11 protein-coding genes are annotated in these 14,223 nt (G+C 69.2%); 8 read left to right on the top strand and 3 right to left on the bottom strand.

The genetic code is table 11. From position 1 onward, the window contains the following. Positions 1 to 76: 76 nt before the first annotated feature. Together AB0H84_RS26215 and AB0H84_RS26210 are read right to left on the bottom strand one after the other, a co-directional pair. Positions 77 to 2,452 carry a protein kinase gene (locus AB0H84_RS26215; protein ID WP_357609244.1) on the bottom strand — a complete coding sequence of 792 codons (2,376 nt, stop codon included), beginning with the start codon at positions 2,450 to 2,452 and terminating at the stop codon, positions 77 to 79. Between the two features lie 160 nt (positions 2,453 to 2,612). Next, complete coding sequence (locus AB0H84_RS26210; protein WP_357609241.1) at positions 2,613 to 4,007, bottom strand: FAD-linked oxidase C-terminal domain-containing protein; 1,395 nt, start codon at positions 4,005 to 4,007, stop codon at positions 2,613 to 2,615. A 108-nt stretch (positions 4,008 to 4,115) separates the two neighbouring features. On the opposite strand from AB0H84_RS26210, the gene AB0H84_RS26205 reads away from it, so the two are divergent. Next, complete coding sequence (locus AB0H84_RS26205; RefSeq protein WP_357609238.1) at positions 4,116 to 4,670, top strand: hypothetical protein; 555 nt, start codon at positions 4,116 to 4,118, stop codon at positions 4,668 to 4,670. Here the strand turns inward: AB0H84_RS26205 and AB0H84_RS26200 are convergent, their stop codons facing one another. After that, positions 4,671 to 5,876, bottom strand: coding sequence for an aminotransferase class I/II-fold pyridoxal phosphate-dependent enzyme (locus tag AB0H84_RS26200; RefSeq protein ID WP_357609235.1), 1,206 nt, complete (start codon positions 5,874 to 5,876; stop codon positions 4,671 to 4,673). Positions 5,877 to 6,124: 248 nt separating this feature from the next. Between AB0H84_RS26200 and ctaD the strand changes: the two genes are divergently transcribed. The 7 genes from ctaD to AB0H84_RS26165 all read left to right on the top strand — a co-directional run bounded on the left by ctaD (position 6,125) and on the right by AB0H84_RS26165 (position 14,213). Beyond that, complete coding sequence (gene ctaD, locus AB0H84_RS26195) at positions 6,125 to 7,837, top strand: cytochrome c oxidase subunit I (protein ID WP_357609232.1); 1,713 nt, start codon at positions 6,125 to 6,127, stop codon at positions 7,835 to 7,837. 32 nt (positions 7,838 to 7,869) lie between these two features. Further along, positions 7,870 to 8,103: a hypothetical protein gene (locus tag AB0H84_RS26190; protein WP_357609229.1), complete on the top strand. Its 234-nt coding sequence runs from the start codon at positions 7,870 to 7,872 to the stop codon at positions 8,101 to 8,103. 5 nt (positions 8,104 to 8,108) lie between these two features. Continuing rightward, positions 8,109 to 9,854, top strand: a complete 1,746-nt coding sequence (gene frdA, locus AB0H84_RS26185; protein ID WP_357609226.1) for a fumarate reductase (quinol) flavoprotein subunit — start codon at positions 8,109 to 8,111, stop codon at positions 9,852 to 9,854. Beyond that, positions 9,847 to 10,593: a succinate dehydrogenase iron-sulfur subunit gene (gene sdhB / locus AB0H84_RS26180; RefSeq protein WP_357609224.1), complete on the top strand. Its 747-nt coding sequence runs from the start codon at positions 9,847 to 9,849 to the stop codon at positions 10,591 to 10,593. Before frdA ends, sdhB begins: the two co-directional genes overlap by 8 nt. Beyond that, positions 10,590 to 10,973, top strand: coding sequence for a hypothetical protein (locus AB0H84_RS26175; RefSeq protein WP_357609221.1), 384 nt, complete (start codon positions 10,590 to 10,592; stop codon positions 10,971 to 10,973). Before sdhB ends, AB0H84_RS26175 begins: the two co-directional genes overlap by 4 nt. Then, a complete protein-coding gene (gene frdD / locus AB0H84_RS26170) occupies positions 10,970 to 11,311 on the top strand; it encodes a fumarate reductase subunit FrdD (protein WP_357609218.1) in 342 nt (113 codons plus the stop codon). The genes AB0H84_RS26175 and frdD overlap by 4 nt, the downstream gene beginning before the upstream one ends. A 145-nt stretch (positions 11,312 to 11,456) precedes the next feature. Continuing rightward, entirely contained in the window at positions 11,457 to 14,213 is a 2,757-nt protein-coding gene (locus AB0H84_RS26165) for an immune inhibitor A domain-containing protein (protein WP_357609216.1), read from the top strand. Positions 14,214 to 14,223: the final 10 nt, after the last annotated feature.

The following is a 14,223-nucleotide window of genomic DNA, read 5'->3' as shown; positions in this document are numbered from 1 at the left end:
CGATCACGCCAACACGCTAACGCACGAAAGGGCCCCACAGGAGGGGCCCTTTCGCGCATATCGCGTATGTCGTCGGTCAGCTGCAGTGGCTCCAGCCGGACTTCCAGGACATCTCGGCCCAGGCGCCGCCCCAGATCACGCACTTCTGCTTCGCGGGCAGGCGGATCGGCCCGGCGTTGGCGGTGAACCTGCCCGGCGCGCTAGCGCTGGAACCGCCCTTCACCTGGAGGATCGCGTTCATCTGCACCTTCTCGGGAAAGATCATGCGCGACAGTGTGACCACGCAGTTCTTGCCCGCTCCGGCGTTGTACAGGAGGTAGATCGTGGCATTGGTGCCCAGGGCGTGCGAGTCGACGACCTTGTAGCCGGAGCCGCACAGGCCGGTCGGGCTGGACGTGTTGGCCTTGCGCGGGACATACGGCTTGCTGGTCGCGCTGGGACGGACGGTCGACGTGGGGCCGGAGCTCGGCTGTCCGTTGGGCTGCCCCGCCTCATCCACGTTCTCAGGATCGACCATGGTCGGCGTCTTCGTGCTCTTCTTGCTCGGGCTCTTCTTGGGCTCCGGCCGGGACGTCGTGGGGTGGGAGGTGGGAGGCTGCGTGACCGGGTTCGGGACCTGGGAGACGGGCTCCTGGGTGTGCTGCTTCGGCTTGGTGGTCTTGGGGTCCTTGGAGGGCTGGTCCACGTCCAAGGTGGGCACCGGGGCCGCCGTGTCGGTGGGGACCGACGGGGGCAGGGTCTGGTCCGTGGACGGGGGGTCGACGGGCTGGCCCGCGCCCGATCCGTCGCCGTTGGACTGGTTGGCGGAGTTGCCCACGGCCACCACCGGGACCTCCCTGCTGTTCGCCTGGACCACCACGGCGCCGACGACCACGAGGAGGGCGGCGGCCGCGGCTCCGGACAGGGAGAGCATCAGAGTGCGGCGCTGCTTCGCGGGCGCGCCCTCGGCGGGGCGGGTCGGGCCAGTGGGGCCGCCGGGCCTGCTCGGTCCGTTCGGGGTGCCTCCCTGCCCCTTGAAGGGGGCCTGGCCCTGGGGCATGCCGCCCGGGCCGTGAGGGGGCATGCCCGAAGCGGCCGCCGCCCCGAGGTGACCGCCTTGAGGCGTCTGAGGAGCTCCGTGAGGAGCCTGCGGGGCGCCACCGTGAGGCGTCTGCGGGGCTCCGGCTCCGTGGGGCGCGGCGGGTCCCGTCTGCGCCTGAGGGCCGTTGCCGGGCGGCGTGCCCGGCATGGCGGGCTGAGGGCTGGCGTTGCCGGGCATCCCCGCCTGCGGTCCGCCTGCCTGTGGCCCGCCGGCCGGCCCACCGCCCATGGCCGATGCCGCCTGCGCAGGGCCGCCCTGTGCAGCCCCGCCCTGGACGGGAGCGCCCTGCGCGGGTCCGCCTTGTGCGGGGCCTCCCTGTGCGGGACCGGCCTGGGCGGCTGCCACGTGGTGGGCGAATGCGCCCGTCTGAGGCACGGCCTCGGAGCCGGCCTGGAGGGGGCCGCTCGCGGAGGGGACCGGCTGGGTCCAGGGACCGGGATAGAGGTCCCCACCCTGTCCGGGCTTGCCGCTCTCCGGACCCGCCTGCCCGCCCGCCTGTCCACCGGGGGCGGCGGAGGTGAGCTGCTGGCCCGTCACCGGCTCGATGGCCGACTTCGGGGCCGGCTGGCCGGTGAGGCGGACGATGAGGTCGTCCGCGCTGGGCCGCAGCGTCGGGTCCTTCGACAGGCAGAGGGCCACCAGCTCGGCCAGCACGCCCTCCATCGCCCCGAGCTCCGGCTCCTCGTTCAGGATCCGGTTCATCACCACGGGGATGGAGTCGGCGCCGAAGGCGGGCTTGCCCGTCGCCGCGAACACCATCGTGACGCCCCACGCGAACACGTCGGCCGCCTCGGACACCGCGCCCCCGCTGAGCTGCTCGGGCGCCAGGTACGAGGGCGTGCCCATGGCCATTCCCGTGGCCGTCGCGCCAGGGGAGTCCAGGGCGCGGGCGATGCCGAAGTCGATCACGACGGGACCCTCGGGACCCATGAGCACGTTGGCGGGCTTGAAGTCCCGGTGCAGGATCCCGGCGCGGTGGATGGCCGCGAGCGCCGTGGCGGTGCTGATCGCGAGCCGTTCGAGCGCGGCGCCGCGCCGGGGCCCCTCGTTGATGACCAGCTCACGCAGCGACGGTCCCGGGACGTACTCGCTCACGATGTAGGGCTTGCTGCCCTCCAGGTCGGCGTGGAGCACCGGAGCGGTGCAGAACCTGGCCACCCGCTGCGCCACCGCCACCTCGCGCAGGAACCGCGTCCTGGCGTCGGCGTCGGCCACGAGGGACTGGTGCAGCAGCTTGACCGCCACCTGGTCTCCGGACTCGCCTTTGCCCAGGTAGACAACGCCCTGACCGCCCTCGCCGAGCCGGGCGACGATGTCATACGTCCCCAGCCGCCGCGGATCGTCCGCCGCCAACGGCTGGGACTGATTCACGTCGACCCCCATTACAAACCCCAAATCGATGAGGCAAGACGCTACCAGCGTGAAGGTTGGGGCGTCTGCCGGACCTGCCAGAAGTTTCATGTTTTGACGCAGAATGTCAGGCAGTGGTTCATCCTTCACCGCAGGTACGTGTGCGCATCCACCCCCAAAGTCACGGGTTGGTCAAGGTGCCTGAGGTGTCCGGCCAGATCGCCTTGCCGGGATTGAGGATGCCCAGCGGGTCGAAGACCGCCTTGATGCCCTGCTGGATCTCCGTGACCACCGGGCCGGACTCCAGCGCCAGCCAGCGCCGTTTGAGCAGGCCCACGCCGTGCTCCCCGGTCAGCGTGCCGCCGAGCTCCAGCGCGTGCGTGAAGATCTCGTCCGCCGCCGCCCACACCTCCGCGGGCGGCTCCGCCGTCCCGCGGTCGAAGATGAAGACGGGGTGCAGGTTCCCGTCCCCGGCGTGCGCGACCGTGCAGATCTTCACGTCGTGCCGGGCGGCCGTCGCCTCGATGGCGGTGATCATGTCGGGCAGTACGGAGCGCGGGACGCACACGTCCTCCACCAGGCAGGCCCCGAGCCGCTCCTTGGCCTGGTACGCCAGCCGGCGCAGCGCGATCAGCTCCTCGGCCTCCTGCGGGCTGGAGGAGACCGCCACGAACGAGGCGCCGTTCTCCATGCAGAGCCGCTCCATGCGCTCGACCGCGGCCTGGCTGTCGGTGGCGTCGGACTGGCCGATCAGCATGGCCTGCGTGGCGGGCTCCAGCCCGATGTTGCGCCAGTCGTCGAAGGCCTCAAGGGTGGCCCGGTCGAGCAGCTCCATGAGCGAGGGCTGGCAGCCCGCCGCCATGATCGCCGAGACGGCGGCACCCGCGTCCCTGAGCGAGCCGAACTCGGCGGCGAACGTGGCAGGCGGCGCGGCGGGCGCCCGGCGCAGGCGCACGGTGGCCGCCGTGATGACGCCCAGCGTGCCTTCGGAGCCGACGAAGAGCCCGGTCAGGTCGTAGCCGGTGACGCCCTTCATCGTGCGCCGGCCGGTGTCCATGACGCGGCCGTCGGCCAGCACGACCTCGAGGCCCAGCGCCGAGTCCCTGGTCACGCCGTACTTCACGCATCGCAGCCCGCCCGCGTTCGTGGCCAGGTTGCCGCCGATCGTGGAGATCTCGTACGACGACGGGTCGGGCGCGTACATGAGCCCGTGCGCCCTGGCGGCCTTGTCCAGGTCGGCGGTGATGACGCCCGGCTCGACGACGGCGATCTCGTCGGCGGGGGAGAGCTCCCTGATCGCGTTCATCCTGGCCAGCGAGAGGATGACGGAGCCGTCACCGGCGACGGACGCGCCCGCCAGGCCGGTGCCCCCGCCGCGCGGCACGACCGGCACCCGGTGCTCGGTGGCCCACTTCATCGTCGTCACCACGTCGTCGCGGGAGGTGGCCAGCACCACGCCGAGCGGCTTGCCGGGCTCCACGAACGTACGGTCGCGGGCGTAGGAGTCGATCACGTCCGGGTCGGTCACGACGCGGGCTTCGGGCAGGGAGCTCACCAATGCGTCAATCGATCTCACACCATGCACTTTAGGTGTAAATCGCCCGGATCCACGGGGTGGCGCGCCCGACAGTTTGCGCAGGTCGTGACTTAAGGCCAGACTGCCCGGGTGGAAGTCAGGTGCCCGGTGTGTTCGGAAACTGACCAGGTCGTCGCAGTCCCCGGAGCGGTCGCCGCGGGGACCACGTACAAGATCGGCAGGGTCAGGTTGCCAGGCGCCCGCGAGGTCGCCGATCTGCCCGCCAGGGCGGCTCTCGGCGCGTCGAAGCACGTCATGAGCCGTACGCAGCTCGCGGTCTGGTTGTCGTTCCCCAGCCGCCACTACACCCCTTGGGCCAGGAACCAGGGCTACATCATGCTGGGCGTGGCGGCCCTGGTGCACCTGGTCGTGTCGCTGGTCATCGCGATGGGCCAGGACCCCAAGTGGGGCGAGGTGCTGCTCGCCCCGTTCTGCCTGACGGGCCTGTTCTGGGGGTTCGGGCTGCTGAACGTGCTCGGCTCGTACGCCGCCCGCAAGCGCGACAACCTCGAGGCCCCGGCCAGGGAGCAGGCCCTGGCCGTCTGGGAGCGCCTGCGTTACTGCGCCCGCGACAACGTCGTGTTCGAGCCGGGGGTCGGCGTCTCGTTCCATCCGAGCGAGACGCGCGAGTACATCTTCGGCTTCAGGGGCAACGGCCGCTGATCAGCCCAGCTCCTCCGCCACCAGGCGGACGCAGACGGTCAGGCCCTCGATGGCCTGCTCCAGCTCGTCCAGCTCGGGGAAGGTCGGCGCGAGCCTGATCGTGCGGTTGTCGGGGTCCTTGCCGTACGGGTGCGTCGCGCCCGCGGGCGTCAGCGCGATGCCCGCGGCCTTGGCCTTGGCCACCACCTCGGCGGCGTGCGGCACCTCCAGGCTGACGAAGTAGCCGCCCTTGGGGCTCGTCCAGGTGCCGAGGTCGCCGAGCCGCTCGGTCAGCACCTTGTCGACCAGCTCGAACTTCGGCCCGATCAGCTCCGCGTGCCGCTTCATGTGGGCGGCCACGCCCGCCGGGTCACGCAGGAACTCGACGTGCCGGAGCTGGTTGATCTTGTCCGGGCCGATGGACTGCTTGGAGGTGTTGTGCAGGAACCACTCGACGTTGGCGGCCGAGGAGCCGAAGAACGACACGCCGGAGCCCGCCAGCGTCACCTTGGAGGTGGAGGCGTAGACGAACACGCGGTCGGCGTTGCCGTGCTCGGCGGCGAGCGCCGACAGGTCGGCCAGCTCGTCCGGGGTGTCCGTCAGGTGGTGCACCGCGTAGGCGTTGTCCCAGAAAATCCGGAAATCGGGGGCTGCGGTCGGCATGGCGGCCAGCCTGCGCACCGTCTCGTCGCTGTAGGTGACGCCGGACGGGTTGCTGTACTTCGGCACGCACCAGATGCCCTTGACGCTCGCGTCGGCGGCCACCAGGCGCTCGACCACGTCCATGTCGGGGCCGTCGGCGTTCATCGGGACGGGCACCATCTTGATCCCGAACCGCTCGGTGATCGTGAAATGCCGGTCATATCCGGGCACGGGGCAGAGGAACGTGATCTCCGGCTCCTCCACCCACCGCCGCGCGGCGCCCGGCACCGGGGTGAGCAGCGCGTGCACGATCGTGTCGTGCATCAGGGCCAGGCTGGAGTTGCCTCCGACGACGAGCCGGTCGGCGGGCACCTGCACCAGCGGCGCGAACAGCTCGCGCAGCTCGGCCAGGCCCTGCAGGTTGCCGTAGTTGCGGCCGTCGGTGCCGTCGGCCGCCCGGTACGACGTGGGCAGCCTGAGCAGGTCGTTGGAGAGATCGAGCTGCCGCGGCGACGGCTTGCCCCGGGTGAGGTCGAGCGAGAGCCCTCGCTGGACGAGGGCGGAGTAGTCAGCCTGAGCGGTCACGAGATCTCCTCCGTAGTCGGTCCGGCTACGAAGGATAGAAGAAGCCACCAGATGAGCCGGTAAATATCCGCAATGTGGGATGCCGGTTCTGAGCCGCAAGTTGAGCGGGCTCGTCAAAGCTTCCGGGCGGAATGGTAAATAACGTCTTCCCGAGCGGCGCTGGTTGGCGTGCAATGGGTAGATCGGGGCAGTCCGGGCCGCCTCCGGCGGTCCGTCGCAGGTAGCACTCCGCGCAGGAGGGAGCAGCCGTGACGACTGTTCGGGAGACCTCGTTCGAACAGGTCAGGCGCCGCCGCACCGGGACCGTCATCGCCTCCTGGATGTCGACGACCGACCACAAGGTCATCGGCTACCTCTACCTGATCACCTCGTTCGGGTTCTTCCTGGTGGCGGGCGCCATGGCCATGTTCATCAGGGCCGAACTCGTCGCCCCCGGCATGCAGCTGGTCAGCCAGCAGCAGTACAACCAGCTGTTCACCATCCACGGCACGGTGATGCTGCTGCTGTTCGCCACGCCGCTGTTCGCGGGGTTCGCCAACGTGGTCATGCCGCTGCAGATCGGTGCGCCGGACGTCGCCTTCCCGCGGCTGAACGCGGTGGCGTACTGGCTGTTCCTGTTCGGCGGGCTGATGGTGGTCGCGGGGTTCCTCACGCCGGGCGGGGCGGCCGACTTCGGCTGGTTCGCCTACACGCCGCTGTCGACGGCCATGTACTCGCCGCAGATCGGCGGAGATCTGTGGATCATGGGTCTGGCCCTGTCGGGTCTGGGTACGATCCTCGGCGCGGTCAACTTCATCACCACGATCATCGGCATGCGGGCCCCCGGCATGACGATGTTCAGGCTGCCGCTGTTCACCTGGAACGTGCTGCTGACCAGCATGCTCGTGCTGATGGCGTTCCCCGTGCTCGCGGCGGCGCTGCTCGTGCTGGAGTCGGACCGCAAGCTCGGCACCCAGGTCTTCGACTCGGTCAACGGGGGCCCGATGCTCTGGCAGCACCTGTTCTGGTTCTTCGGCCATCCCGAGGTCTACATCATCGCGCTGCCGTTCTTCGGGATCATCTCCGAGGTGGTCCCGGTGTTCAGCCGCAAGCCGCTCTTCGGCTACCTGGGGCTGGTGGGCGCGACCATCGCCATCGCCGGGCTGTCGATGACCGTGTGGGCGCACCACATGTTCGCGACGGGCCAGGTGCTGCTGCCGTTCTTCTCGTTCATGACGTTCCTCATCGCGGTGCCGACCGGGGTGAAGTTCTTCAACTGGATCGGCACCATGTGGCGGGGCCATCTGAGCTTCCAGACGCCGATGCTCTTCGCGGTCGGGTTCCTGGTGACGTTCCTGCTCGGCGGGCTCACCGGGATCATCCTGGCCTCGCCGCCGCTCGACTTCCACATCAGCGACACGTATTTCGTGGTCGCCCACTTCCACTACGTCGTCTTCGGCACGGTCGTGTTCGCCATGTTCTCCGGCTTCTACTTCTGGTGGCCGAAGATGACCGGCAGGATGCTCGACGACCGCCTCGGCAAGGTGCACTTCTGGACGCTGTTCATCGGCTTCCACACCACGTTCCTGGTGCAGCACTGGCTCGGCCAGCTGGGCATGCCCAGGCGGTACGCCGACTACGGCGTGAACGACGGATTCACCGCGCTCAACGAGATCTCCTCCGCCGGGGCCTTCCTCCTCGGGGCCTCGACGCTGCCGTTCCTCTACAACGTCTGGAAGACGGCCAGACACGCCCCCAAGGTCACGCTCGACGACCCCTGGGGCTACTGCAACTCGCTCGAGTGGGCCACCTCGTGCCCGCCGCCGCGCCACAACTTCACCAGCATGCCGCCGATCCGCTCCGAGCGACCCGCCTTCGACCTGCACTACCCCCGTGAGCAGGCCGAGCGGCCACCCGTCGTGGAGCGGGAGGAGGCCCCCGAGGTCGAGCCGGGCAGGACCGCCGAGGAAGACCCCGACTGATCATGAAATTCGCCTATCTAGGGAGATCGGCGATGACAGGCAGGAAAATCCCCTTCACCCCCGAGCCGGCCCCCTGCGGGAAGACGTCCGGCGGGGAGCGCCTCGTCGACGACGACGGCTACGGCCTGGTGATCCGCGACCAGCTCTTCGACTGCGGCTGCCGGAGGATCCGGCACGAGTACCACGACGGCAGCATCCACCTGTCCGCCATCCGGCACGACGGCAAGCGGGTGAAGGACCCGGTGCAACCGGACCACGGGAAGTGACGTAAATGATCGACGTGCTCATCGTCGGAGGAGGCGGAGCGGGCCTGCGGGCGGCCATCGCGGTCGCCGAGGCTGTCAAAGCCGGGGGCCCTCCGCTCACAGTGGCGGTCGTCTCGAAGGTCTACCCGATGCGCAGCCACACGGTCTCCGCCGAAGGCGGCGCCGCCGGGGTGATCGGCATCGGCGACACGCTCGACGAGCACTGCTACGACACGATCTCCGGCGGCGACTGGCTCTGCGACCAGGACGCGGTCGAGGCGTTCGTGGCCGAGGCGCCCCAGGAGCTGATCCAGCTCGAGCACTGGGGCTGCCCCTGGAGCCGGGAGCGCGACGGCCGCGTGGCGGTCCGCCCGTTCGGCGGCATGAAGAAGATGCGCACCTGGTACGCCGCCGACAAGACGGGCTTCCATCTCCTGCACACCTTGTTCCAGACATCCCTGAAATATCAGGACGTCATCAGGTACGACGAGTGGTACGTCACCAAGCTCGTCGTCGACGACGGCCGCGTCCACGGCGTCGTGGCCGTCGAGATCAGGACCGGCCGCATCGAGACCATCGCGGCCAGGACCGTCATCCTGGCCACCGGCGGCTGCGGGCGCGTCTTCCCCTTCACCACGAACGCCGCCATCAAGACCGGCGACGGCATGGCCCTGGCCTACCGGGCGGGAGCGCCGCTCAAGGACATGGAGTTCGTCCAGTACCACCCGACCGGCCTGCCGTTCACCGGCATCCTCATCACCGAGGCGGCCAGGGCGGAGGGCGGCTGGCTGATCAACAAGGACGGCTACCGCTACCTGCAGGACTACGACCTCGGCAAGCCGACGCCCACGCCGAAGCTACGCAGCATGGAGCTGGGCCCGCGCGACCGGCTCTCCCAGGCGTTCGTGCACGAGCAGCAGCTGGGCCGCACGGTGGACACGCCGTACGGGCCGGTCGTCTACCTCGACCTGCGCCACCTGGGCGAGGAGAAGATCGACGCCCGCATCCCGTTCGTGCGCGAGCTCTGCAGGAGCTACCAGAACCTCGACCCGGCCACCGACCTCATCCCGGTACGCCCGGTCGTGCACTACATGATGGGCGGCGTCCACACCGACATCGACGGCGCCACCCCGATCGCCGGGCTGTTCGCGGCGGGGGAGACCGCCTGCGTGAGCATCAACGGCGCCAACCGGCTCGGCTCCAACTCCCTGCCGGAGTGCCTGGTCTTCGGCCGCCGCGCGGGCATCGCGGCCGCCGGGTTCGCCCGGTCCCACCGGGACGGCGAGGCGGCGGCCGTACGGACCCAGGGGGAGGACGAGCGGCGGCGGTTGGAACGCGCGCGGGAGGGCAGCAGCACCGGTGAGCGGATCGCCGACCTGCGCGAGGAGATGCAGCACACGCTCGAGGGGGCGGCCGGCATCTACCGCACGGGCGACGTGCTCACCAAGGCCGTCGACACGCTCGCGGAGCTGCGCGAGCGCGCCGAGGAGGTGCGGATCGACGACACGAGCACCGCCTTCAACACCGAGCTGATCAACCTGCAGGAGCTGCACACGATGCTGGAGGTCGCGCAGACGATCGTGGCCTGCGCGCTGAACAGGCAGGAGTCGCGCGGCGCGCACCAGCGCACCGACTTCCCCGCCAGGGACGACGACGCCTACCTCGCGCACTCGCTGGTGCACCGCGCGCCCGACGGCACCCCGTCCGTCGGGCTGCTGCCCGTGACGATCACCCGCTGGCCTCCGGGAGAAAGGGTGTACGGCCGTGACTGAGATCAAGGAAACGGCGACGCGGACGATCAGGATGGAGGTCGCCCGCTACCGGCCCGGCGAGGACGACGAGCCGGTGTTCCAGGGGTACGACGTGCCGCTCACGGCCGACTGGGCGGTGCTCGACGGGCTCAACCACATCAAGGACCAGCTCGACGGCAGCCTGTCGTACCGCTGGTCGTGCCGGATGGGCGTCTGCGGCTCCTGCGGCATGACCGTCAACGGCGAGCCCAGGCTGACCTGCGGCACCTTCCTCACCGAGTACGGCGACGGCCCGATCAGGATCGAGCCGCTGAAAGGCTTCCCGGTGATCAGGGACCTGGTCGTGGACATCGACGGGTTCCTCGCCAAGCTGTCGTCCACGCGGCCGTGGCTGGTCAGAGAGGGCGAGGAGCTGCCGCTGAGCACCGAGTACGCCCAGACGCCCGAGCAGCTGGATGCGTACAAGCAGTACAGCATGTGCATCAACTGCCTGCTCTGCTACTCGGCCTGCCCCGTCTACGTGCTCGACCCCGACTTCCTCGGGCCGGCCGCCATCGCGCTCGCCCAGCGCTACAACCTGGACTCGCGCGACATGGGCGACCGGTTCGACGTGCTGAACCAGGAGGACGCCGTGTGGGGGTGCACGTTCGTCGGCGAGTGCACGCGGGTCTGCCCCAAGCACGTGGACCCGGCCGAGGCCATCCAGCGCTACAAGCTGACCGCCGCCCTGCGCTCCGTGCTGCCGTGGAGCAGGCGATGACGACCGCGTACCGGCCGCCGCGCGACAACCTGTGGTTCGCCCGCTCCCGCCACTGCGCCTTCTTCGTGCTGCGCGAGCTGACCAGCGTCTTCGTGGCCTGGTCGATCGTCTTCCTGCTGATGTTCGTGGACGCCGTGCGCACCGGCGGCCTCCAGGAGTTCGCCGCGCTGGCCGGCCGGCCGTGGATGATCGCGATCAACGTGCTCGCCCTGGCCGCGACCGCCTTCCACACGATCACCTTCCTCAATCTCGCCCCCAAGGCCACCGTCGTCCGGCTGGACGGCTGGCGGGTGCCCGCCTGGATGATCCAGGGCGGCAACCACTCGGCCTGGGTGGTGATCTCCGTGTTGATCGCCTACTTCGTCCTGAGGTCGCCATGAGACGCACCCTGGAGCCGTACCTGTGGCTGCTCTTCAGCGGCGGGGGAGTGGTGGCGGCGCTCCTGCTGCCGGTGCTCGTGCTGCTCTTCGGGGTGCTCATGCCGCTCGGCGTGGTGGACTGGCCGACGGCCGGGCACCTCCGCGCGCTGGCGGAGAACCCGCTGGTACGGCTCGCGCTCCTGGCGGTCGTCGTGCTCTGCCTTTTCCACGCCGCGCACCGCATCCGGTTCACCAGCGAGGAACTGCTCGGCATCGCCAGGTTCGACCTGGTCATAGCGGTGATCTGCTACGGGGGCGCGGTCGTGGGTGCGATAACGGCCGGGCTAATACTGCTCTGAGGCGCGGCGCGAACCATGCGCCAAATGTCCCCCTTTGATCACATTTCAACGACGTACTTTACGTTTCGTTGACTGACCCTCTAGCGTCCGGCATTGCACACCCTATGGCCATGCGCCCGGTGACCCCGGGCAGAGAGGGTAACTGGTGCCCAGCACGAAGCGCTTATTAGCAGCTTTCCCGGCGGTCGCCCTTCTCGGCGCCGCCCTGTCCGTGCCCACGGCTCAAGCGGCCACATCACTCACTGGTGCCGCGAACTACGAGCCCACGGCAGCGGACTACTACATCAATTACGCTCCGCCCGCGGTTGAGAAGGACCCGCAGGAGCCCTCGGTCAACGACGGCAAGCAGCGCTCACTGACCCCGGCGCAGAAGTTCGACAGGAAGTTCACCAGCGGAAATCCGGCAGCCGGCCGCATTCTCGCCGCCCGCGAGAACCAGGCCATCAGGACGGGCCGCAACCCCGCTGAATGGATTTTCAAGAACTCCAAGCAGACCCGCACGGCCAAACTCCTGACGATCCTCGTCGAGTTCAACGACCAGGCCAACGACGACTTCTCCGGCTTCAACCGGCTGCGCACCGTCAACAGCAACCCCGACGACTGCGTGGTCGAGCCGGCCGGCACGCTCCAGAACGGCCCCCTGCACAACAACATCCCCGACCCGGCCACGCTGCCGCACAAGGACAACAACTCCTTCTGGGTCAAGGACTTCAGCACCGAGCACTTCAACAAGATGCTCTACACCGACAAGGGCATCACCGAGCGCGTGCGCCCGGACCTGAAGGACCCGCGCGACGGCAAGCCCGGCATCGACATCTCCGGCTACACGATGAAGAAGATGTACGAGGAGATGTCCAAGGGCGCCTACTCCGTCACCGGCTCGGCGGTCGGCTGGATCAAGGTCCCGCACTCCGAGGCCTGGTACGGCGCGGCGAAGTGCGGCGGCGCTCCCCAGGACATGTCCGGCCACCCGGACAACCCGCTCGGCGCCCAGCAGCTGCCCATCGACGTGGTGCAATCGCTGGCCAAGGCCCAGCCGAACTTCCCGTGGGCCGACTACGACCTCGAGGACACCTCCGACGCCGACGGCGACGGCAACTTCAACGAGCCCGACGGCGTGATCGACCACCTGGTGCTGGTCCACGCCGGCAAGGACAAGTCCTCTGACGGCGGCGCCCAGGGCACGTACGCGATCTGGGCCCACTCCAGCGCGGTCGCCGGCGGCTACAAGATCCCCGGCAGCGACAAGAAGATCTCCAACTACATCGTGCAGCCCGAGGACTCCGGCGTCGGCGTCTTCGCCCACGAGTACGGCCACGACCTGGGCCTGCCCGACCTGTACGACACCTCGGGCCAGGCCAGCTCCGCCGTGGACTTCTGGGACCTCATGTCCAGCGGCTCGCACTCCGGCCCCATCTTCCAGTCGATGCCGGCCCACATGGGCCTGTGGGACAAGTGGGTGCTCGGCTGGGCGAACCCGAAGACGTTCAACCCCGGCGACGCCGCCAAGCTCGTCACGGTCGGCCAGTCCTCGCGCACGCCCAAGCTCACCGAGGACGGCGTCCGGGTGAACCTGGCCTCCACGCCGGTGAAGATGATCGACGTCCACAGCGGCTCGAACGCCTGGTGGAGCGGCCTGGACCAGGAATGGGCCAACCTCACGCTGACGCGCGACGTGGCCGTCCCCGCCGGCACCGATCTCAGGTTGTGGATGTGGAACAACTACGTGATCGAGCAGGACTGGGACTTCGGCTTCGTCGAGGTCTCGACCGACGGCGGCCAGACCTGGGCCCAGCAGAAGGTCTTCGACGAGGCCGGGAACGAGGTCAGCACCCCTGACGACTACCCGGACCCGAACAAGAACCTCAAGACCTTCGGCAACAAGAAGTACGGCCTGACCGGTGACAGCGGCGGCTGGCGGCACGACTACGTCAACCTGACGCCGTTCGCCGGGAAGACGGTCAAGCTGCGGCTGACGTACAACACCGACGCGGCCTTCCAGGAGCGCGGCTGGCACGCCGACGACTTCCAGCTCACCAACGGCGGTACGGCCGTGTGGAGCGACGACGTCGAGGGCGGCGACAACGGCTGGAAGGCCACCGGCGGCACGTTCACCAACACCAGCGGCCAGGGCTGGACCCGCAACAACGGCGAGCGTGAGATCTCCCGGTTCTACCTGGCCGAGTGGCGCAACTTCGACGGCTTCGACAACGGCCTGAAGTACACCTACGACACCGACTACTCCCGCGACGGGGCGTGGAAGGTGCAGAAGCTGGCCTACAACGCGCCGGGCCTGCTGGTGTGGTACCGCGACTCGACGTTCATCAACAACAATCTCAGCAGCACGCTGCGGCTCCCGCCGAGCCTCGGCCCCAAGGGCAGCCTGCTGGTCGTGGACTCGCACTTCGACCCGCTGCGCCGCACCGGGACCGCGGCCGAGAAGGACCCGACGCTGCAGAAGAACCTGCAGGGGCGCGTCCAGTCGTCCAACGCCGCGTTCGGGTTCGGCAAGACGTACCCGTTCAAGGAGTGCATCGAGGCGGCGGACGAGCCGTTCAGCGCCTACTGCACGGACCTGCCGGCGCAGAAGGGCGTCCCGGCCTTCACCGACGCCAAGACCTGGTACCCGGGCCTCGAGGTCATCAACGGCAGTCTCTACTACCGCGACTTCGACGCCTCGGTGGTCGTGCCGTCGAAGGGCGACCAGGCGTACACCACCCGCGTGGTGCACCAGGACGGCACCCCCGCCCCGGAGCTGTACGGCCAGGTGGTCGCCGGCTCCAAGCTCGGCACCGGCAACCCCGGTGACGAGGGCAAGGCGCTGGGCGTGCAGTTCAAGCTGGTGAGCCCGCTGCCGGGCAACCTGGGCGCCATCGTCCAGGTCGTCCCGCCGAAGAAGTAGTAGTGATCAT

This window comes from Nonomuraea sp. NPDC050786 (genome assembly GCF_040654115.1).
GTDB lineage: Bacteria > Actinomycetota > Actinomycetes > Streptosporangiales > Streptosporangiaceae > Nonomuraea.
This window is presented reverse-complemented; position numbering and strand designations above follow the sequence as displayed.